Annotated in this window: 25 protein-coding genes and 1 pseudogene; 16 read left to right on the forward strand and 10 right to left on the reverse strand. The window is 41.7% G+C overall.

Annotation, left to right across the window (positions count from 1 at the left end):
* Positions 1 to 93: 93 nt before the first annotated feature.
* The 5 genes from WC788_00770 to WC788_00790 form a co-directional block, all read right to left on the reverse strand.
* Positions 94 to 1,083, reverse strand: coding sequence for a sugar phosphate nucleotidyltransferase (locus WC788_00770; protein MFA6096142.1), 990 nt, complete (start codon positions 1,081 to 1,083; stop codon positions 94 to 96).
* Positions 1,080 to 1,544 carry a GtrA family protein gene (locus tag WC788_00775; GenBank protein ID MFA6096143.1) on the reverse strand — a complete coding sequence of 155 codons (465 nt, stop codon included), beginning with the start codon at positions 1,542 to 1,544 and terminating at the stop codon, positions 1,080 to 1,082. The genes WC788_00770 and WC788_00775 overlap by 4 nt, the downstream gene beginning before the upstream one ends.
* Positions 1,531 to 2,355 (reverse strand): sugar phosphate nucleotidyltransferase, encoded by an 825-nt coding sequence (locus WC788_00780; protein ID MFA6096144.1) that lies wholly within the window; start codon positions 2,353 to 2,355, stop codon positions 1,531 to 1,533. Before WC788_00780 ends, WC788_00775 begins: the two co-directional genes overlap by 14 nt.
* A 166-nt stretch (positions 2,356 to 2,521) precedes the next feature.
* The gene (locus WC788_00785) at positions 2,522 to 3,886 is read right to left on the reverse strand and encodes a phosphomannomutase/phosphoglucomutase (protein MFA6096145.1); all 1,365 of its coding nucleotides are present in this window, start codon (positions 3,884 to 3,886) and stop codon (positions 2,522 to 2,524) included.
* Entirely contained in the window at positions 3,858 to 4,517 is a 660-nt protein-coding gene (locus WC788_00790) for an HAD family hydrolase (GenBank protein MFA6096146.1), read from the reverse strand. The genes WC788_00785 and WC788_00790 overlap by 29 nt, the downstream gene beginning before the upstream one ends.
* Positions 4,518 to 4,743: 226 nt before the next feature.
* Here WC788_00790 and WC788_00795 point away from each other — a divergent pair, with 226 nt between their 5' ends.
* The 9 genes and pseudogenes from WC788_00795 to WC788_00835 all read left to right on the forward strand — a co-directional run bounded on the left by WC788_00795 (position 4,744) and on the right by WC788_00835 (position 10,471).
* Positions 4,744 to 4,944: a hypothetical protein gene (locus WC788_00795; GenBank protein ID MFA6096147.1), complete on the forward strand. Its 201-nt coding sequence runs from the start codon at positions 4,744 to 4,746 to the stop codon at positions 4,942 to 4,944.
* A gap of 250 nt (positions 4,945 to 5,194) precedes the next feature.
* Positions 5,195 to 6,265: a redox-regulated ATPase YchF gene (gene ychF / locus WC788_00800; GenBank protein MFA6096148.1), complete on the forward strand. Its 1,071-nt coding sequence runs from the start codon at positions 5,195 to 5,197 to the stop codon at positions 6,263 to 6,265.
* Between the two features lie 198 nt (positions 6,266 to 6,463).
* On the forward strand, positions 6,464 to 6,682 hold the full coding sequence (locus WC788_00805) for a type II toxin-antitoxin system HicB family antitoxin (GenBank protein ID MFA6096149.1): 219 nt from the start codon (positions 6,464 to 6,466) through the stop codon (positions 6,680 to 6,682).
* Between the two features lie 16 nt (positions 6,683 to 6,698).
* Complete coding sequence (locus tag WC788_00810; protein MFA6096150.1) at positions 6,699 to 6,836, forward strand: DUF933 domain-containing protein; 138 nt, start codon at positions 6,699 to 6,701, stop codon at positions 6,834 to 6,836.
* A 255-nt stretch (positions 6,837 to 7,091) separates the two neighbouring features.
* Positions 7,092 to 7,985 (forward strand): annotated as a pseudogene (locus WC788_00815) (restriction endonuclease).
* Positions 7,986 to 8,188: 203 nt separating this feature from the next.
* Positions 8,189 to 8,377: a GDCCVxC domain-containing (seleno)protein gene (locus WC788_00820; protein ID MFA6096151.1), complete on the forward strand. Its 189-nt coding sequence runs from the start codon at positions 8,189 to 8,191 to the stop codon at positions 8,375 to 8,377.
* 144 nt (positions 8,378 to 8,521) lie between these two features.
* The gene (locus WC788_00825) at positions 8,522 to 9,007 is read left to right on the forward strand and encodes a hypothetical protein (GenBank protein MFA6096152.1); all 486 of its coding nucleotides are present in this window, start codon (positions 8,522 to 8,524) and stop codon (positions 9,005 to 9,007) included.
* The gene (locus WC788_00830) at positions 9,004 to 9,798 is read left to right on the forward strand and encodes a metallophosphoesterase (GenBank protein ID MFA6096153.1); all 795 of its coding nucleotides are present in this window, start codon (positions 9,004 to 9,006) and stop codon (positions 9,796 to 9,798) included. The genes WC788_00825 and WC788_00830 overlap by 4 nt, the downstream gene beginning before the upstream one ends.
* A gap of 352 nt (positions 9,799 to 10,150) precedes the next feature.
* Positions 10,151 to 10,471: a hypothetical protein gene (locus tag WC788_00835; GenBank protein MFA6096154.1), complete on the forward strand. Its 321-nt coding sequence runs from the start codon at positions 10,151 to 10,153 to the stop codon at positions 10,469 to 10,471.
* Positions 10,472 to 10,551: 80 nt separating this feature from the next.
* Here the strand turns inward: WC788_00835 and WC788_00840 are convergent, their stop codons facing one another.
* On the reverse strand, positions 10,552 to 11,583 hold the full coding sequence (locus WC788_00840) for a polyprenyl synthetase family protein (GenBank protein ID MFA6096155.1): 1,032 nt from the start codon (positions 11,581 to 11,583) through the stop codon (positions 10,552 to 10,554).
* Between the two features lie 223 nt (positions 11,584 to 11,806).
* On the opposite strand from WC788_00840, the gene WC788_00845 reads away from it, so the two are divergent.
* From WC788_00845 to WC788_00855, 3 genes are all read left to right on the forward strand, one after another.
* Positions 11,807 to 12,547, forward strand: a complete 741-nt coding sequence (locus WC788_00845; protein ID MFA6096156.1) for a helix-turn-helix domain-containing protein — start codon at positions 11,807 to 11,809, stop codon at positions 12,545 to 12,547.
* A 74-nt stretch (positions 12,548 to 12,621) separates the two neighbouring features.
* Positions 12,622 to 13,170, forward strand: coding sequence for a hypothetical protein (locus tag WC788_00850; protein MFA6096157.1), 549 nt, complete (start codon positions 12,622 to 12,624; stop codon positions 13,168 to 13,170).
* Positions 13,167 to 13,586 (forward strand): NUDIX domain-containing protein, encoded by a 420-nt coding sequence (locus WC788_00855; protein ID MFA6096158.1) that lies wholly within the window; start codon positions 13,167 to 13,169, stop codon positions 13,584 to 13,586. Before WC788_00850 ends, WC788_00855 begins: the two co-directional genes overlap by 4 nt.
* Before the next feature lie 65 nt (positions 13,587 to 13,651).
* On the opposite strand, the gene WC788_00860 is transcribed toward WC788_00855, so the two are convergent.
* The gene (locus WC788_00860; GenBank protein MFA6096159.1) at positions 13,652 to 13,849 is read right to left on the reverse strand and encodes a hypothetical protein; all 198 of its coding nucleotides are present in this window, start codon (positions 13,847 to 13,849) and stop codon (positions 13,652 to 13,654) included.
* 267 nt (positions 13,850 to 14,116) lie between these two features.
* Here WC788_00860 and rpsF point away from each other — a divergent pair, with 267 nt between their 5' ends.
* The 3 genes from rpsF to rpsR all read left to right on the forward strand — a co-directional run bounded on the left by rpsF (position 14,117) and on the right by rpsR (position 15,878).
* On the forward strand, positions 14,117 to 14,944 hold the full coding sequence (rpsF, locus tag WC788_00865; GenBank protein ID MFA6096160.1) for a 30S ribosomal protein S6: 828 nt from the start codon (positions 14,117 to 14,119) through the stop codon (positions 14,942 to 14,944).
* A 175-nt stretch (positions 14,945 to 15,119) separates the two neighbouring features.
* Positions 15,120 to 15,593 (forward strand): single-stranded DNA-binding protein, encoded by a 474-nt coding sequence (locus WC788_00870; protein MFA6096161.1) that lies wholly within the window; start codon positions 15,120 to 15,122, stop codon positions 15,591 to 15,593.
* Positions 15,594 to 15,638: 45 nt separating this feature from the next.
* On the forward strand, positions 15,639 to 15,878 hold the full coding sequence (gene rpsR, locus WC788_00875; GenBank protein MFA6096162.1) for a 30S ribosomal protein S18: 240 nt from the start codon (positions 15,639 to 15,641) through the stop codon (positions 15,876 to 15,878).
* Positions 15,879 to 15,946: 68 nt separating this feature from the next.
* On the opposite strand, the gene recA is transcribed toward rpsR, so the two are convergent.
* Genes recA through WC788_00890 form a run of 3 tightly spaced genes read right to left on the reverse strand, consistent with a single transcriptional unit; the run spans position 15,947 to position 20,192 of the window.
* Positions 15,947 to 17,002, reverse strand: coding sequence for a recombinase RecA (recA, locus tag WC788_00880; protein MFA6096163.1), 1,056 nt, complete (start codon positions 17,000 to 17,002; stop codon positions 15,947 to 15,949).
* Between the two features lie 43 nt (positions 17,003 to 17,045).
* The gene (locus WC788_00885) at positions 17,046 to 17,774 is read right to left on the reverse strand and encodes a helix-turn-helix domain-containing protein (protein MFA6096164.1); all 729 of its coding nucleotides are present in this window, start codon (positions 17,772 to 17,774) and stop codon (positions 17,046 to 17,048) included.
* A gap of 3 nt (positions 17,775 to 17,777) precedes the next feature.
* Positions 17,778 to 20,192 (reverse strand): DNA translocase FtsK 4TM domain-containing protein, encoded by a 2,415-nt coding sequence (locus WC788_00890; protein ID MFA6096165.1) that lies wholly within the window; start codon positions 20,190 to 20,192, stop codon positions 17,778 to 17,780.
* A gap of 120 nt (positions 20,193 to 20,312) precedes the next feature.
* Between WC788_00890 and WC788_00895 the strand changes: the two genes are divergently transcribed.
* On the forward strand, positions 20,313 to 20,804 hold the full coding sequence (locus tag WC788_00895; protein MFA6096166.1) for a hypothetical protein: 492 nt from the start codon (positions 20,313 to 20,315) through the stop codon (positions 20,802 to 20,804).
* The last annotated feature ends 138 nt before the right edge of the window (positions 20,805 to 20,942 follow it).

The raw sequence follows: 20,942 nt of genomic DNA on the forward strand, positions 1-20,942 counted from the left end.
CAAAAAACAGGGTAAAAATGACCGATGAACGATCACTTCCCCCTGCCTGATTCCAATAAATATGCCTGCCTCGCAAAGATTGGGATCCTTTAATCAGACCCTGTCATATTGATCCAATATCCTGATGGTGTCATCAAGATGAGGAGTCGAATACTCATGCAGTATCGTATTTTCAAGCGCAAATATGGCATGAGGCGTATTCGGTTTTATCCTGATCTTTTCATTCACCTTTAAATTGACTTCACTATCGTCGAATCTTACGACCGCTTCACCCTGCACTATATGCATCGTTTCGTCTTTCTTGAGATGCTTGTGATGCGATGTTCCTTCGCTTTTCATAAGATAGAGTTCCTTTGTCAGATAGTTTTCCGTATAGACCAATATCTTTTCATATCCCCAAGGCTTATCTTCTTTGTTCTCATATTCCTTTTTGACGATCTCAAGATCCTTGATAGAATCGACGGATTGCCAAAAAACATCTTCTTTATAGAAATTCAAGAGTCCCGAAGAAGATATTTTGGGGAATGCGAGCTTCTCTATATCCCCTTCTTCATGTTGGAACAGAATAGGCTTCAGCTCTTTGGATATTATATATATTCCCGCATTGATAAAATTGCTGAGCTTCGGTTTTTCTCTGAATCCTATGATCTTGCTCTCGGAAAGCTCCACTATCCCATAAGGGGAGATCAGCGGCGTTATGTACATCAGCATCTTATTCTTGTGATTATTCATCATCTCTTTAATATTCACATCGCAGACGATATCGCCGTTCCTTATGACATAATCATCGGAATCGAAATTTTTGAAGAGATTGTTGATGGCATAAAGGGTCCCGCGAGGCCTGTCTTCCACGAGATAGTCCACCTTCACTCCGTTCCAACAGCTCTGGAATCTTTCCTTTATTTTTTCATGCAGGTGACCGCAAAGAAGCACAGCCCTGTCGATGCCGGCATGCTTGAATTGCAGAAGCTGCCTGTCCAGGATCGTATAATTGTCTTTTATTTCGAGAAGCGGCTTGGGAATATGGTCCGTAAGCGGCTTCAGCCTTTTCCCGAAACCTCCGCATAATATCGCCCCTATCATACTGTTTGTTCATTAACCTGTGGATTAGTAAAGACTTGATTCTTGTAGTTATAGTAATTTATGAATGCTGCCAGGACCGTTGCCGTCAGTTTTGAAACATTAAGCCAAACGATGCTTGAGAATTGGTCCTGATGGACAAACTCCGTAAAAAAATACACAAACGCCAGATTCGCGGCCACTCCCACAATACTGAGCTTCAGATATTTTCTGTATTTCGCGTCCTTGCTGTTCCACTTGAAAGTCCAGTTCTTGTTCATGTGATAGCTGTTGACATTCGCCACAAGGAACGATATGACGCTGAATACCGCCGCATATGCACCCTTGTTTATCCCGGTCGAAACGCTCAAAAGGTTCAATATCGCGAAATCTATGCAAGTGCTGGTCAGCCCGACCACAGAAAATTTGAATAGTCTTTTAAAATTTATGTGTTTTAGCTTCAGCAGATGTTTATTTATCTTCATTTTGTTTTTTTTCTGATCCTATTAAATGTTCCCACTTTTTATTTAAATAGTATCCATAGATTTTGCCTTGTCTTGAAAGCGCAGGAAAAAGATCTCGCTCCAGGCTTCTGTATCCTTCTTTCGAAACGATCGAACACACTTTCGGTTCCATCAGATAGATCCCTGCATTTATGAGATAGGATTCCACTTTACCGGAATCCGGCTTTTCGATGAAATCAACAATCCGGTTTCCGTTCAGCTTGATCGAACCGAAAGAACGCGGGTCTTTTTTGCTCGTCATACAGATAGTGCAGTCTCCTCCGTTCTTTCTGTGAAATTCAAAGATCTCATCGATCCTGGCCTCACAGAGAACGTCTCCGTTCACCAGAATAAATGTCTCGCCCATAGCGCCTCTCAGATATTTCAATGACCCTGCCGTACCCGAATCCGATGATTCGTAGGATATCTTGAGGCCGGGATCTTCCCGGCTTTCTATGTGTTTCTTTATCGCCTCGGAAAATTTTCCCGCAAATATTATCACCTCTTCAATTCCTTCTCTCTTCAGCCACTTGAGCATGCGGTCTATTATCGGCTGCCCCTCATATTCGGCCATGGCCTTGGATGTGATCGTTGTTTTTCCATTTAAGCATATTCCTTTTCCCCCCGCAAGTATCACCGCGATCCTTATCTTTTTTTGCCTCAGATTCTTCAAAAGATAGTATTCAATAGCATGCGATCTGTTCTTTATCTTTACGCCGTCTATCAGCCTGTCCAGATTTGCGAGCAGCTTCTCGTCCAGCGTTATTGTTATTCTTGACTTATTTCGTGCCATAGATTAAATTTATCTTAATGTCATACTTTGTCATACTATTGTAACATAGTTCAATAAGTATGCAAACACGAAACTTATCCACACAGAACGAGATTGATTATTTATTATTTACGATCTAAAAAAACAGGAAATACCTGTTTTTTATTGATATTATATATAACGATCTCTAACCCTCGATTATCCTTGAAACTTTCTCGATCCCCTCTTTCCTGAGCTTCTCGCTTTTTGCTTCAAGATTCAGCCTGATGACAGGTTCGGTGTTCGACCCTCTGACATTGAACCACCAATCCGGATATGTGACCGTTATTCCGTCAAGCTTTCCGATCTCGGCATCAGAGAACTTGCTCTCGATCTCCTTCAGCTTGTCGGGAACGCTTTTCACCTTGAAATTGACCTCTCCGGAATGGAAATATATCTTGTAGGGTTTCATGATCTCGGAAAAAGGCGCGTCTTTTCCGGAAAGATATCTCAAAAATTTGGCAACCAGGATCACCGGCATTTCAAACGTGCCATAGGGCCTCCTGTAGGCATAGTGCCCGGAAGATTCCCCGCCGAATACCGCATTGTTCCTTATCATCATCGCCTTTATGAGCGAGTGTCCCACCGGAGTGACCACGGACTTTCCGCCCATTTCATCGATCATGTCTTTCGTGATCCTTCCCGGCCTTATATCATAGCAAACCAGGGCTTCCGGATCTTCTTTCAGCTCTTCCTGCGCCATGATCCCCCTCAAGATCTCCTGTCTCAGCGATTCCCCTTTTTCATCTACAAGGAAATATCTGTCTCCGTCACCGTCGGATGCAATGCCGAAATCAGCTTTGGTCTCAACCACTTTTTTCTTCAAGAGGACAAGGTTCTCTTCCTTCAGCGGATCGGCTTCATGCGAAGGAAAAGAACCATCAAGCTCGAAATTTAGCTTGACGATATCCGCCGGAACTTTTTCAAAAAATGCTTCCATGTCCGGGGCTCCCATGGAATTTGCTGCGTCAATGACGATCTTATATTTTTTCAGCTTGGAGATATTCACAAGAGAGGTTTGATCTTTGACCAGATCTTCCATGATCCCGGTTTTTTTTGAAACGCTTCCTTTCTTATCGGACGAAACATACCTGTTTTTTTCAATGATATCCAGCATTTCCATGATCCCGGAATCTTTGCTTACAGGAAGCGCCTTTGCTTTCACCAACTTGAAGCCGTTATATTCCTTGGGATTATGAGACGCCGATACCTGGATCCCTCCGTCATATCCGTAATATGCCACCGCAAAATAGAATGTCGGAGTGCTGACCAGCCCGACATCAATGACATTAAGCCCGCTATCAACAAGCCCGCTTATCAGCTTTTCCTTGAGCGCCGGACTCGACAATCTCATATCGCAACCAACCACTATGTTCTTTGTTTTCGGATTTTCTCCGAGAATGAAAGTCGCATACCCCTTTCCAATCCTATAGGCCACATCCTCATCAAGCTGCGACGGATAGATCCCTCTTATGTCATACGCCTTAAATATTGATCGGTCCACTTGATTCATATGCTTCGCTTATTTTTTTAATTATTTTCTTCACGTCGGAAAAATTCTTCGCCACATAATCGGTTTTTTCCGATTTGATCTTTACATGCCCGCCCCTAGGCCTCTCCATTTTGATCGTGACCACATCCGGAAACTTTTCTTTGACCTTGTCGATCTCCACAGCTTTGTCGTCTATGAAAACAATCAGATCTTCCGGATTGCCCCTGTAGATGTTCTCCAGATAGACCACCTTGTCCTTATCAGTTATATGGACCTTGTCGAAAAAATTGCCTATATTCGCGTTGTCGATCTTTCTCTTCTGGAAATCGGTCGAACCGAAAGAAAGAAGAATAAGCTCCTTCCGGAGACGTTCATTGGCGAACTTCTTGAAATCGGGATAAACAAACTCCTCCGACCTCTCGATCAGGGAATCGATCTCACTCACAACCTCCTCTTTGTCAAAAGGTTTCAGCTGAAAAAAAAGATCAACTACGACCTTCTGATCGAAATCTTTCATTTTTTCCTTCGATTTCCTGTATATTTCCCTGAATTCATCCGACGTAAATCCCACTCTCTTAAAATGTTCAATTATCTCTTGCACGAACATATAGGTATCGAAGATAGTATCATCGAAATCTATTACGATTTTCATTCTTTTGGATTAATTTTATTAATATCGATAAGAAATTGGCCACCAAGCCATAACACCGGCCGGATATTACACCGTAATTGTAGCATAAACCCGCATATTTTAAAAGCAATCGGCTCTCAAAATAGCTTTATTTCCCGCAAAACATCTCGCATCAGCAAAAAAATAGGATTGACGAAGGCGGCTTTTTCATGTAGAATTGCATGAAGTGGGACCAGGAGGTCAAAAAATGTTCAAAAAAATAAACATACTAACCAACGTAGCTGCAGTTGGAATCATAATTTTATCGATCCTATACGGAAACAACATCAAGGACGGCGCTGCCTTCCCTCTAATGGGGGTAACCGCCATAGCTTGGTTCGTCGCAGTATTCTGCAGTCACCGAAAAACGGTAAAAAAAAGAAGGTTAATATCGAGGAATAATATTTAATTATTCCTTATTTTTATCGCATTCGGTTGACCTTGCCGGACTTTTAAACTAAGCTATAAGAAGAAGCTTTTTGCTCAGTATTTTGCCGTGCAGCCTTCCCCTCCTTAGATAAGAAGGGGTGAGGGGTGGTTTGTATTTTTGAGTTTTATTCCAACCCCTCCTGACCTCCCCTTATCCAAGAGGAGGAAAAAAGCCATAAAATCAGCGAGATTCAGGCAATACTAAATACTAAATACTTAATACCAAAGATATGGGATTTTCAGTCGGGATAGTCGGGCTTCCGAATGTCGGAAAATCGACCCTATTCAAAACATTGACCAAAAAAGAAGTGGATATTTCCAATTATCCTTTCTGCACCATCGATCCGAATATCGGGATCGTCAAAGTTCCGGACGCAAGGCTTGAGAAGCTGGCTGTTTTTTCAAAAAGCAAGAAAATTGTGCCGACTGCGATCGAGTTCGTGGACATAGCAGGATTGGTGAAAGACGCGCACAAAGGAGAAGGCCTCGGAAACAAGTTCCTCGCCAACATCCGGGAAGTGGACATGATCGCGCACATCGTCCGAGGCTTTGAAGACGGAAACATCATCCATGTCGGAAATAAGGTGGATCCGAAGAACGATATCGAAGTGATAAACTTAGAGTTAATACTGGCCGATCTTGAAACGGTCAACAAGATGCTAAGCAAGTCCGAAAGGGACGTGAAATCCGGAGACAAGGTCGCATTGATCCAAAAAAATATTTTGGCAAGATATAAAGAAGCGCTGGAAAAGGGTGAAATGGCAAACACGGTGCAAATTGAAGAAACAGAAAAAGAAGCGGCAAAAAGCATCAGCCTTCTCACCAACAAGCCGGTACTTTTTGTTGTGAATGTAAATGAAAATCAGAAGATAGACAAAGACAAGTTTTTGCCGGAAATAGAGAACAAGATCTTCGTTCCGATCAAATTCGAGCTGGACCTTGCGGAACTTGCTGAACCGGAAGCGATTGAATTCAGAAAAGAAGCGAACATGGACAAGAACATTTCAAGCCTCGACGAACTTATCACCAGATGCTATGAGCTTTTGGGGCTTATCACCTTCCTCACGACAGGAGAGGACGAGACTAGAGCCTGGACGATCAAAAAAGATTCGACCGCGCCTCAGGCGGGCCGCGCCATCCACACCGATTTTGAACAAAAGTTCATCCGCGCCAGCGTCATTAATTGGCAGAAACTTCTCGAAGCAGGCTCGGAAGCAAGCGCTGTGGAAAAGGGACTCCTGCGCACCGAAGGGAAAGAATATATCGTGCAGGATGGAGATGTGATTGAATTTAAAATCTAATTGCTACAGTGTTATATTGTTTGAATGTTGTTATTCTTCGAGCGATCCCGAATACTCGGGAGAGTCGAGAAGTTATTATCTTTTGGTTCTCGACGCAGAGTACCCTTGCTCGAACAACATTAAAATGATTTTTAACTCCATCAAATTTGACTTATTGAAACCAAAACGGTATTATTGAAATAGAAATTAAGCAAAACTATGGGAAAAATTGATCTAAAAAATGTGGTCTGGAAAGAGGGCAAATACTATGTTGCTCAGTGTTTAAATGTGGATATTTCAAGTTTTGGAAAAACTAAAAAAGAAGCATTGATGAACTTAGATGAAGCTTTGGGACTATATTTTGAAGATAATAAAAAACCAAAAGTAACTAAGATAGAGAGACCGACGCTAGTAAAAATATCCATCTGCCATGTCTAAACTTTATTCTTCAAATTTGATCATCAAAGTCCTCCAAAAGCGAGGCTTTGTTTTTATCTCTCAGAAAGGAAGCGCCGTGGAAAAAGGACTCCTCCGCACCGAAGGAAAGGAATATATCGTGCAGGATGGAGATGTCGTAGAATTTAAAATATAGAATTATTATTTTTAGATGTCATTCCCGCGAAAGCGGGAATCTATGCAACAGACGATTTGAATTTCTAATTTTTAATTTCAAATTTCTAATCAATTTTTAATGACTAAACGTCAAATGTCATTCTAAATAATGTCATTCTGAGCCTGTCAAAGCATTGGTTCAAAATCTGTCGCATACCGCGCAACAAAAAAATTATCTTCAAATTATAAAAATAGTGTTAATAATATGCCAATACCACAAAATTTTCAGACAATTATGCTCCCCTTCCTTGAAGCTGTTTCTGATGGGGAAAGCCATAATATGAATGAAATCCTAGATGCTTTAGCTGATTATTTTAAGCTTACCGAAGAAGAAAAAACTAGAAAATATCCAACTGGAAGCGCCTATATCTTCAACAATAAGGCGCGATTTGCTCGTTTATATTTACTAAAAGCGGGTTTATTGGAATCAACTCAAAAAAGTTTTATAAAAATTTCTGATGATGGCGCAGGAGTTTTAGCAAAAAAACCGAAGCAGGTTAATTTAAAATTGCTTGAAACGTATCCAAAATATATTGAATTTAAGCAAAGTTTAAAAGAGAGGAATCGTGAAAGAAAGGAAACAATTGTCGAAAATACAGAGATGGAATCACAGACTCCTCATGAACTGATTGAGTATGGCTATCAGAAAATCAAAAAAGAACTTTCACAGGAAATATTAATTCAAACGAAGCAAAGCTCGCCGCAGTTTTTTGAAAAATTGGTTGTTGAATTGCTACTCAAGATGGGCTATGGCGGATCATTGAAAGACGCCGGAAAGGCAATTGGGCAAAGTGGTGATGGTGGTATTGATGGCATTATTAAAGAAGATAAACTTGGACTAGATATTATATATATTCAGGCTAAACGATGAGAAAATTCCATTGGTGAACCCGTAATTAGAGATTTCGTCGGAAGTCTTGCAGGAAAACATGCGAATAAAGGCGTATTTATAACTACATCTCATTTTACAAGTGGTGCTACTGATTATGTTAAGAATATTCCTCATAAGGTTATTTTAATTGACGGTGAGATGCTGACCGACCTTATGATCGAAAATAACATTGGGGTATCAAATGTAAGCGCTTATGAAATTAAAAGAATAGATTCTGATTATTTTATTGAAGAATAAATCCCTCCCCTATCAGTTCAAGTTTTTGCACCTGAACCATAAATTTCTTTTCGAATGTCATTCCGGACTTGCCTGCTCGCCTCTGGGAGGATCTGGAATCTACCCATAATCACGTTGCTATCTATTTAGTGGATTCCTGCTTTCGCAGGAATGACAGCATGATAAGTTTAGAATAAATCAACATAAGGCACTATAAAACTATTATGAAGCTAAAATCCACAATCAAATGCCCGCAATGCGGGTTTGAAAAAGAAGAAACAATGCCCCAAGACGCCTGCCAGTATTTTTATATTTGTTCAAAATGCCAAAAACGCATCGAGCCAAAACCAGGCGATTGCTGCGTGTATTGCTCTTATGGTTCCGTCAAATGTCCAATGAAACAGGTGAAATAAGCATAGATTTTCTCTGCCGGTTCAGGTCTTCGCACCTGCCTTCCGGCCCGCTTCGCCGGAGGCTGACAGCGAGGCGAGCAGCCAGGCTTGAACCATAAATTTCTTTGCAAGTGTAATATTCATTAAATATCGTCATACGCCTTTATGAATAACAGAACGATTAAGCTATTATTTGTTTGCACCGATAACATAGGCCGAAGCCTGATGGCCGAATATCTTTTGAGAAACTGGCTGGAAAATAACAACCGGCATGACATCGAGGTTTCCTCTTGCGGGACAAATGCGACAAGCGACACCAGCTCATTTTGCATGGATCACATTGGCAAATTGGATGAAATGGGAATAGATGCATCGCGGCACAAAAGAACCCAAATATCAAAAGAAATATTGGCACGAAGCGACATCATCATTGCCATGGATGAATCCCACCGAGACTGGGTACGGGAGAAATTCAACAAAGAAGTCATGTTGTATAATGAAATATGCAAGAATGAAAAAACTTCGATCAGGATCAATCCGCCCGGCTCAGCCGGTCCGCTATCCAATCGATTGTTGAAGGTGTTTGAGTATATAGATAAGTCCATTCCTGACTTAGTTACTTCAATTGATAAGATAAAAATAAACTTATGACGAAATTCGCCATATTAACCGATATTCATCTGGGCCCGGAAGGCCGCTTCAGGGGCATTCTTCGCAAAATAAACAAGGATGTGAAAATATTTTTGGACGATTTTGTCGAGGAAATGAATGGGAATGTAAAACCTGAATTCACGGTTGTCCTCGGAGATCTGGTCGAGGACGACAATGAGGCCAATGACAGGAATAATGTCGGCTACATCGTAAAGTTGCTGAAAAAGTTGAAGTGTCCTGTCTATTATGCTGCCGGAAACCATGATCTTAGGAACATTTCAGAAAAAGATCTGGCGGAATTGTTTCATTATGAAAAGCTATACTATTCATTTGATTCCGGCAATCTTCATTTCATCGTTCTATTTTCGAGGGCATCGAAAGATGAAACGATCAGGATCTCGGATGAACAAAAGGAATGGCTTCAGAAGGATCTGGATTCGACGGACAGAAAATGCGTTGTTTTCGTCCATCATGGATTAGCCGACCAGGACCTGACGGGAAACCCATGGTTTGAAAAAAAACCTGAATACTGCCTTATTGAAAACAGAAAAGAGATCAGGCACATAGTCTCCGAATCAAAAAAAGTTATTGCGGTTTTCAACAGCCACTTGCATTGGGACAAGAAAGACTCTCATGACGGTATCCCCTATTTCACGATCCAGTCTTTGGTTGAAAATGAGGGCGACAATGGATTAGCAAGCGAAACGCACGCAGTGGTCAATATTGTTGACGATAAGGTTGACGTTGAGGTGAAGGGTAATTATGCAAAAAACTTTTCACATCAAAGCTGAGGAGCAGCGAACCTGCTCTGGACATGAAAAACGCGTCCAAATCATTAATATCATACATATGCTATATCTCATCGGGGGTGCAGCGCGGAGTGGCAAAACAAATCTTTCAAAAAGACTGCTGACTGGAAAAAGTATCCCCTACTTTTGCATTGATTATCTTGTCAGCGCCATCGATCGAACACTGCACAACAAACCCTCTTTCCGTATTTCGATGTATCAAATGATTTCTCAGAAAAGATAGATGAGATACTTACCAATATTTGATTCAAATAGTTTGAGCAGCATAGGATTATTTTCGTTCTATTAGATTACCACAGCTATGAGATGTCATTAATGAAATTATAAATATAACATGATAATAAAAAACCAAAGAACGATTCAGAAAATAATAGGTCCAATGATCATAAATGAATATAAAATAAATTCTTATTTTAGCGCCGCTCTGGTTGAGATTAATGGAGCTCACGGAAAACTTAAGTGCATCGGGGAAGATAGAATTTATTTTATTCTAGACGGTGAAGGAATGTTCATTATAAACGATGAGGAAAGTAACATCAGTCAAAATGATTTGATATTTGTACCAAAGAATACGCCCTATAATATTATTGGCAAACTGAGATATCTTTTGATTTGCTCTCCTAAGTTTAATCCCAAAAATGATGTGTTTCTATGATGCAAGTCCTGCAAGTGTATTAAAAATGCCCTGCAGTTTACTGCAGGGTTATTTTGTTTTAGATTTTCTTTTTATCCAATTTAAAGTTCCTTTACATATTCTCTCGTATTTTCCAAAAGTTCAAATAGTTCAACGAGATACGCTTTGGGATCGGATTCGTTTAATCTATCAACACGATCCAGGCCTTTCAATTTATATGAAGTGATCAAGTCCAGTGTTTCATCAATGCACCCGAGCCGGATCAATGTTTTAGTCAGATCCAGCAGCTCTTCCCCTGAAGCTTTTTTATTGCCCAGCAATTTTCTTATTTGAGCTTTATCACTCTCTTCTTTTTCCATTGCACAGATGATCGGGTATGTCCATATTCCCTTTCTTACGTCTTCGAAAGAAATCCTCGATAGTGCCTTAGAGTTTTTGCGCATGATTTCTTCCGGCAAAAAACACGTTAGATCGTTTCTCGCCATTACGCCAGTCCCGAATACCCTTCCTATCTCGCCAAACTGTTCGACCTCGCGATCACTGGAATCCGCTGCTATGGCAGACGTCTTAGCCATAGTTTCAAACATCACCCCGCAAATCTTATAACATCTTTCGATATATTTTGCAGCTGTTGTGTCATCCTTCATATCCTCGTTTATTCCTTCGCCTACCCACAGAATTTCCCACATTTGGTTTGCCAGAGTTAATATTTTTAATTTGGAACAATCCTTGATCTTTAAATCCGATAACAGCTTGATAGAGATAAATGCCTGCAAACTTCCGGCGATAATCCCGTAATTTAGGCCGAATTCTTCATGTGTAGCAATTTTTCCTTCTCTCTCTGGTTGACTATCAATGATATCATCAAGCACATACGTAGAGATGGTTGATAATTCCATAAAACCAAGCAACGGAAGAATATCGTGCCAGTTTTTACCACCGCAATATTCATAGATCAGCCTGCCTAATGTAGCGCGCAACTTTGGCTTATTTCTCCTTAAACTAACCAGACGAGACACTGACTCATGCAATAGCCTGTCTTCTTTTTCTAGTTCTTCAAGCTTTTCAATCAGATATTTATCGATATCCTCTGCGGTATTCTTCATTAAATTAAACAGTTGTCTTTTCTTCATTTGTTTTCCTCCTTTGTTTGTGTAAGCCACGAATGACCTTTGTATCGTGACTGTTTAACATACCACTTCTATAATATTTGTCTTAATTTCAATAAAAATTAAATCCTCATGGGCTATTTTTTATAATAATGGCCAAAAATCCTTTGTTTGCTTGACATTTTTGCTCCATGCGCTATACTTTTATGTTGTCTAAAATAGTAGACATTTTTAATCAACGATGAGCATGAATATAGAAAATATTTTGCAAACTGTCGGCTTCTCGAGAAAAAAAACTAAGATATATTTAGCCATTTTGGAGCTGGGAGAAGCCTCGGTAATAGAGATCGCGAAAAAAGCCGGCATCAAACGGACTACGGTTTATAATATCCTTCCGGAATTGATAATCGACGGCCTGGTAAAGAAATCTGTTAAAAACAAAAAGGGATTCTTCTTCATAGAAGACCCCTCTCTAATCAAGACAAGTCTGGAAGAAAAAATGGGCACAATCGAAAAATCCCTGCCTGAACTGAGAGCCATGCAAAACACTATCCCCTCCAAACCAAGGATAACTTTTTATGAAGGAGGGGGTGGAGCAAAAGCTCTATATCGGGATACTTTGGACAGTCTTACGCCAGGCGATACGCTTTTGAGCTATACTGGACTTACCGATTTTTACAAACTTATTCCCAAAGATTTTTCAGAGTGGTATATTAAAGAGAGAATCAAAAGAAAAATAAGGATAGAAGTAATCGCACTGAGATCAAAAATAACCGATGAATGGCAAAAAAATGCGGCAAGAGAGCTTCGCGAGATCAAAATAGTTAATAACTCCGACTTTCGATTCGACGGAGACACTGAGATATACGGTAATAAAATAGCTCTCATATCTTATAAAGAGAACTTCATGGGAGTTATAATAGAAAGCAAAGAAATAAGCCAAATGTTGAGAATGGCTTTTCGTCTTATGTGGAATTCGCTCGAATAATGTTCCCTAACGATTAACTACTACGGGGCTTACTCCTATGACTTTTATAAGGTATTGTTAAAATAATAATTCATATGATATATCTCATCGGAGGAGCTGCGCGGAGTGGCAAAACAATTCTCTCAAAAAGACTGCTGACTGGAAAAAGTATCCCCTACTTTTGCATTGATTATCTTGTCAGCGCCATCGATCGAACACTGCACAACAAACCTTCTTTTGATGCTGCAATGAAGATTCAGCCTCAGCTGGAATCAATGATCAGAAATATCACAGAAATTGAACCGGACTATATCGTTGAGGGAGACAAAATATTGCCGGAACTTGCAAGCAGGCTTTCAAAAGAATATCCGAACCAAATTATTTCTTGTTTTCTCGGTTATGCGTCCGCCGACCCTTCAATCAAAATGGAAGAGATAAAACAAAATCCTGGTCCCATAAATAATTGGACAAAGAACTCATCGAACGAGGAGCTTATGCAATTAATTGCAGAAATGACCGATTATAGCGCCTTTATAAAAAAAGAATGCAATAAATATGATATTCCGTACTTTGATGTATCGAATAATTTCTCAAAGAACATAGACTTGGCTTTTCAATATTTATCCATTAACAAATCCACATGAGCGAACAAATATATCCCGAACCGACATGCGGCGCGCTGATCTTTAATCCAAAAGGACAGATATTTTTGATGAGATCCTATAAGTGGAAAGATAAATATGTCATTCCCGGAGGCCACATCGAACTGGGAGAAAAAATGCCGGACACAGTGAAAAGAGAGGTCAAGGAGGAAACCGGAATGGATATACGCGACATAGAATTTATCTGCTTCCAGGAGTTTATTTTCGGTGATGAGTGCTGGAAAAAGAAACACTTTATTTTCTTTGATTTTGCCTGCGAAACAGATTCTGCAGAGGTCACGCTTAACTCCGAAGGGCAAGAGTTTATCTGGACCGGTTTGCAGGAGGCCCTGAAACTGCCAGTGGAACCATACACAATGCATGTTATCAAAGAATACATGAAACTTCGCGTGAAATGATCATTTTGCCAAAACAAAAACCTGCATAATCTGTTCGTTCAGAGTTCTGCAGGCAACTGATTCTTTTATGTTCTACTCCTTAGGGGCGGCATGTAGGTCACAACTATCAATGCGACCGCCGGAATGATCTCAGAGATCACTTTATATCGTTTTATGTGATCAAATTGGATCAAACCCGCAATCACAGGCAAAGCCACTGCCGCCACGATCATAAAGCCGACAAGTCTTAACATATTTTCTTTAGACGTTCCATACAACTTCATATTTCAATCCTCCGGATTTCATTCGCTTTGTTCGTTTCACGCAAATAAAATCACGCAAAATGTATTTATATTATATCATAAATATAATCACGTGTCAATAAGGGCTTAATTCAACTTTTGCTCTTGCCAAAAAGAAAAGCCCGTGCTAACATAAAAACACTTAGATATATGGCGTATATGACATACTTTATACGTCCAAAGGTCCATGTATATCTGTTTTTATTGTGTTCGGTGAACTTTTAATCAATCAAATTTAATCAAAGAAAAATGACAAATTACGAAGTCTTGTACATTCTGCCCTCAAGCCTCACAAGCAAGGAAATTGCCGATAATTTCAAGGATATAAGAGAGAATATCGAAAAATTGGGCGCTAAAATGCTTGTAACTCTCGTTGACCACCCATTCCTCGTAAAAGCGGAAGCTTCAAGAGAGGAAGAAACCGAGGAATTGAAAGGCCTCACTATAGTAAAAAAGAAACTTGCTTATCCCATCAAAAAGAATAAGATCGGTTTCTATTGCCTTATTAATTTCAGTATCGAGGGAGCGGACGTTCATAAGATCGACAGATATCTCGCTCTCAACAACACCGTCCTTAGATACATCATCGTCCAAGCTGATCCTATGACCGTGGATGAGCTCGCCCTGCTTCATAAACTGTTCGCAAGAAAAAGAGCCGAGCAGGAAAAAGAAGAAAAGGACAGAGAGAAAGAAGAAAGAGAAGCCAGAGAAGAAAAGAAGGAAGCAAGGATCGAAAAACCGGTGTTTAAAGAAATGAAGAAAGAAGAAGCAAAGGAAGAAGTCAAAGAAGAAGCTGCTCCGAAAGAAGAAAAGAAGGAAGAAAAAGAAGAAGTTGAGGCCAAAAAAGAGAAGGAAAAGAAAGAAGTGAAGAAAGAAAAAGAAGAAGAGAAAGCTCCCAAGAAGGAAAAGAAAGAAGTGAAGAAAGAAAAGACAGCTCCTAAGGAGGAAAAGTCCGAAGAGTCCGAAGAAGAACCTAAAGAAGAGAAAAAGAAAGACAGCGGAAAGAGGAAAAAGAAGATCAAGCTGGAAGACCTTGAAGACAAGCTTGATGAGATCCTCGAAGATACGATGATATAAACGGCAGATACGGTATTTATATCATATATGATCTATAGCAACGCTTTCATCATTTTGTTATAGAATTGTATTATTCACATTACTGCATCGCTGCATTATCCTGTTGCCGAAAGGCGATGCGATAATGATCGACAGCAACGGAGCAATACAACAGTTTAACAATTCATTCAAACACATGAACTTTAATAAAGCTATAATCATTGGAAGAGTGACCAAAGATCCGGAAGTGAGAACGACTCCCAGCGGCCAGAATGTCGCCTCGATCGGAGTCGCGACCAACAGGGTCTGGAATTCGAACAGCGGAGGAAAACAGGAAAAGACTGAATTCCACAACATTGTAGCCTGGGGAAAATTAGCCGACATTTGCGGCCAATATCTCACCAAGGGACAGCTTGTCATGTTCGAAGGACGCCTCGAAACCAGGACATGGGACGGACAGGATGGTGTGAAAAGATCAAGGACGGAAATAATCGCCGAAAATATGCAGATGGGCCCTAGAGCGGGACAAAAAGGCGGATATTCCGCTCCGCAGGGCGATGACGCAAAGAGCCCGGCCAAGACAAGCGAAAAAGCGAAGCCCGAAGATGCTCCCAAGCCAAGCCAGAACGAGAGCGAAGAAGAGATAAAGATCGAAGACATCCCGTTCTAAGCTTGAACGAGACAGAAACATTTAAACACACTTTAAGCCAAATAAATGAGAATGAACAACAACCAGAGAGAGATAAATGTACCGAAAAAGCATTGCCTTTTCTGCATCGAAAGAGAAAGGAATGTGGACTACAAGGATCCTCAGACGCTCCGAAGATTCATCAATCAGAGAGCTAAGATCATGCAACCCAAGAAGACCGGAGCTTGCACAAAGCACCAGAGATTGGTTGCAAACGCGATTAAAAGAGCGAGATTCATAGGTCTGCTTCCTTATATTTCAAAGTAAGAAGCGCGATCTATAAAATAAACAAAACAGCCCGATCAGGGGCTGTTTTGTTTATGTGAAAACTTTTTTTACAATGCCGCATTCTTCACTTCTTCTTTTACGGCTTTGTATATTCCGGCGACCAGCTCACTCGTCAGCTTTGGATTTTCTTTGAGGTATTTCCTGCTTGCTTCATATCCCTGTCCGAGTTTTTCGGATCCGTAGTTATACCAGGCGCCGCCCTTGGAAACTATATTGTATTTTACCGCTGTGTTCAGAACGTCTCCGAAATATGCTATCCCCTCGTTGTGCATCAGATCGAATTCGGCGATCTTGAATGGAGGAGCGATCTTGTTCTTGACCACTTTGGCCTTGACCCTGCTTCCGATCACATTGTCGCCCTGCTTTATTTGGGCGGACCTTCTCACTTCTATCCTCACCGAAGAATAGAATTTGAGCGCGTTCCCTCCGGTCGTCGTTTCGGGATTTCCGAATACGACTCCGATCTTCATCCTGATCTGGTTTATGAAAATAACGGTGGCATTCGATTTGTGGACGATGCTGGTGAGTTTCCTGAGCGCCTGGCTCATGAGGCGGGCCTGAAGACCCATATGAGAGTCGCCCATCTCACCTTCGATCTCCGCTTTCGGAGTCAGCGCCGCCACCGAGTCGATCACGATCAGATCCACTGCGCCGGACCTGACCAGAGCTTCAACGATCTCGAGAGCCTGCTCTCCGCTGTCCGGCTGCGAGATGATAAGATCGTTTATCTTGACGCCTATCCTTTTGGCATATTCCGGATCAAGAGCATGCTCCGCATCCACAAACGCCGCTATGCCTTTCTTTTTCTGGAGCTCCGCGATGACATGCAGTGTCAGCGTTGTCTTTCCGCTGGCTTCCGGACCATACACCTCGATTATCCTTCCTTTCGGGATCCCTCCGCCGAGAGCTATATCCAGCGAGATCGATCCTGTCGGAATAAAATCGATATCCATGGTCCTTGCTTCTCCAAGCTTCATGATGGACCCTTCTCCGAACCTGCCCTTTATTTCATCAAGCGTGTCATTGATGATCTTGTCTTTCTTGTCTTTTTCTTCTGTCGACTTCTTTTCTTCCGCCAGCTTCTTTTTTTCTTCTTTTGCCATATTTTTTTATTGGTTACAATTTAATATTCGAAATTATTTAATATTATCCTTCGATATTATTTTTCAAATAGTCTTGTGGAACAGCATCGATCTTTTTCTGATACACAACATCAATATCCTCTTTGGTGGATTTTTCAAACCTGTTCTTTGCTTCGACGGTGATCTGATTCCTCCCCGGCTGAAGCGATATGATCTCCTTGAACTTTCCGTCCGCGCTGACATAAACACTCTGGCCGTTTATCTCGATGGAGACCTCCTTCTCAGTCTCTCCTTCAACTGAAATCTCGGGATTTTCGACGATAGCATTCTCCGAAGGGCTTTTCACAAGAAGGTACGGCTTTGAACTGAACGAACTGATCTGATGCCACAAATAGTATCCGACCACAACGACGATGATCGCGCTGAAAAAAACAGTGACCACCCTCGGAGTGACAATAGGATAGTTCGAGTCGTATTTTGCTTTTTTCGGGGTTTCTTTCGGCGCTTTTTCGATCTTATCGTTCACAGTCACTTCTCTCTTGAACATATTTACCATCTTCGAAGCATCAAAACCCACAAATTCAGCATAAGCCCTGATAAATCCCTTCACATAGACTTCCGGCGGAAGATTGCCATAATCGTCGTTCTCTATGCTTTCGATATATTCGGGTTTGATCTTCAACTTTGCTCCAAGATCATGCACTGTGATCCCCATCTCTTCTCTTTTGGACTTGAAACACTCCCCTACAGTTACGCTTTCTACGACTTTTTTTGTCTTGAATTTTCCTAGCATAAATTAATATGATTCTTGTGAATTCTCTTCTTCAACTAAATTTCCATTCCCATCCGTTGAAGCATCCTCTTGCGAAATTGTATTATCGGCATAGACCTCTCTGGGTTTTGCTCCCTCTCCCGGCCCGATTATGCCTTTGTCTTCCATGAGATCGAGCAGCCGCGCGGCTCTTGCATAACCCACGCTCATCCTCCGCTGAAGAAGCGATGCCGAAGCCTTTCCCGCGCTCCTTACGACTTCAACCGCTTCGTCAAAACGGTCGTCTTCGCTTTCCGAATCTTCGCTTTCCGAATCGAATCCCAGCTTGCTTTTCTTGCTCGCGGTCACCTCTTCGTTATATTCGACCTCTCCTTCTTTCTGGCTCTTCAGGTATTCCGAAACCTTATTGACCTCTTCTTCAGAAACGAAAACTCCCTGGATCCTTCTGGGCTTATTCGATTCATTGGACAGATACAGCATGTCTCCGCTTCCGAGGAGCTTCTCGGCGCCGCCCATGTCGAGAATAGTCCTTGAATCGATCTGGCTTGCGACCTGGAACGCGATCCTGGTCGTTATGTTCGCCTTGATAAGTCCGGTTATGACCTCAACAGAAGGCCTCTGCGTCGAAAGAACAAGGTGTATGCCGACAGCTCTCGCCATCTGGGCAAGACGGACGACCGTGGCTTCCATTTCCCGTCCGTGCGTCGCCATAAGATCGGCGAGCTCGTCAATGACGATCACGATATATGGAAGGACATCCAGCTGAGTATATTTCGTAATAACCGCATTATTATAGGATTCGATGTTCCTGCATCCGATGTGGCTGAGAAGTTCATATCTGTTGTCCATTTCTCCGATCGACCACTTGAGGGCATTTATGGCCTTATCCGGATCCGTTATGACCGGAGTCAGAAGATGCGGGATCTCATTATATGAAGTGAGTTCGACCCTCTTGGGATCGACCATGATAAACTTGATGGTCTCGGGAGAATTCTGGAACAACAGTCCGGTGATCAGAGTGTTGACGCAGACCGTCTTTCCGCTCCCCGTCGCTCCGGCGATCATAAGATGCGGCATCTTGGCCAAATTTGCGATGATAGGAGTTCCTGAAACATCGCGACCGAGAATAATGCTCAGATTTGATTTTCTGTTATGGAACTCTTTCGAATTCAGAATACTTTTTAGCCTCACCATTGCCACAGCCTGATTCGGGATCTCGATGCCGACCAGGGATTTTCCGGGGATCGGAGCCTCGATTCGGAGCGATCTTGCCGCAAGAGCCAGCGCAAGGTCATTTTGCAAACCGGTTATCCTGCTGAGTTTTATTCCCACCGCAGGCTTCAGTGTGTATTGAGTGACGGTCGGACCGACGTTCACATCCGCCATGTCCACCGCGATACCGAAATTCGCCAGAGTCCTTTTTATGATATTCGAATTCGCCTTTATGTCCCCGCTCGTAGGCTCGCTGTCCACTCCATCAAGAATATTCACGGATGGAAGTTTCCAGCTTCCGATCTTTTTCGGTCTTCTTGGTTTCTCCTCGATCTCTTCTATCGTTTCGTCATTGCCAGCCGAATCTCCTTCCTCGTCTTTAACTGAATTTTCCGCTTCCTGAGGAACATCTTCCGCTTCACCGGGAACTTCAACAGGCTTCACGGAGAATCCTGAATCTTCCTGAATCTCTTCCACTATCGGCTCTTCTTTCTTTTTCGATCTGAATCTTTCAGCGATCGAAGCCAGAATACCGGATTTTTTCTCTTCATGTCCGGATACGTTGATCTTTATGTCTTTCACTTCCTCCACCTCGGATACTTCTTCTTTCTCCTTCACCTGAACTTTTTCTTTCGGTTTTTTCGCCAGAAATTTTTTCAATATATCGGAAAGCGAAGCATTGAACGCTATGAGGATCGAGACCAGAAAGAACATTGCGATCACGACTATAGCCCCGGAAGACCCTGCAAGACTGACAAAAAGCCATGCGAAAATTGCGCCTATATACCCTCCTCCCGTTCCGTCTCCCGCCTTCGCAACACTGAACATTTCTCCCGGATCATAGAACACATGAAAGAAAGAAACGATGGAAACCAGCATCATCGCGACTCCGAAGATCGAAGCTTCGCTCGCGCGTTCATTCTCGTCTTCCTCTGACCGTATTATTTTCCAGCCCCAAGCTATAAGCGCAAAAGGAAACAGTACATAGCCATATCCGAACAGCAATTTCGTTATCCTATTGATCCCTTCTCCCAGACTTCCGGACAGATCGAAAAAACTGAGAATTATTATCACTGAAAATGAAAATATAAAAATTCCGAGTATATCTCTTTTTATTTTATCGCTTATGCTGATCCTGGGAAGTTCCAGCTTCGGTTCCAGAAAACTGTTATTTTTCCTTTTTCTTCTTGACATATATGGGGTATTTTTTATGATGTTTACCTTCATATTATAGCTTAAAAATAATACTAAAGCAAAAACAGCGCACTTGACATTTTCCGGATTTCTGATAGGATATAGTGTTAATTATGGCTCCCGATTTGGAGTTATGATTAAGGAGGAACAAGTATGTCTATGAGTCAATTCGATTTGTATTTCTATGTGTCCGGAATCGTTGGGATAGTATCGATGATGGCCTTGCTTCTGAATATCGGGAAAAATAGGATCAAACCGCATACGACATTGGTCGGACTTCTTATATGCACCACTCTATCAGGAGTCGCTATCATAACGACAATGGGAGTATTTTCCTACGGCTCGAACTTTGATCCGATGATGATAGTGGTCTCAGTTTCGATCATATCCATGCTGGCCATAGCCAATATTCAGCAGATAGCCGAAATAGCCGGCAGAAACAGTCTTGGCGTTCCGGCACCTCTCAAAGACGGGATATTTATTGCAGAAAGCAACAGCGAGAGATTCAACGGAATAAGCCGCGTCTGGCTCAGAAAACCGCCAAACGACAAGGGAACGGAAAGAGTATATGAGATACCAAAAAACACGCTAGTCCTGTCCGGACAAACCGTCGAAGTGAAAAACGGAGAAATATTAATAATCTGATCCTCTGCTGGAAAAAGCAGAGTTTTTTTAAAGTTCGGATAAAGCAAGAAGGAGCTTAGCTCCTTAAATATTTTCCAATCACGTCGGTTCTGAATATAAATATAAAAACAATCCCCGCTTTTATTGCGGGGTTGTTTT

The organism is Candidatus Paceibacterota bacterium (genome assembly GCA_041661265.1).
Lineage (GTDB): Bacteria > Patescibacteriota > Minisyncoccia > JAHIHE01 > JAGLIN01 > JBAZUT01.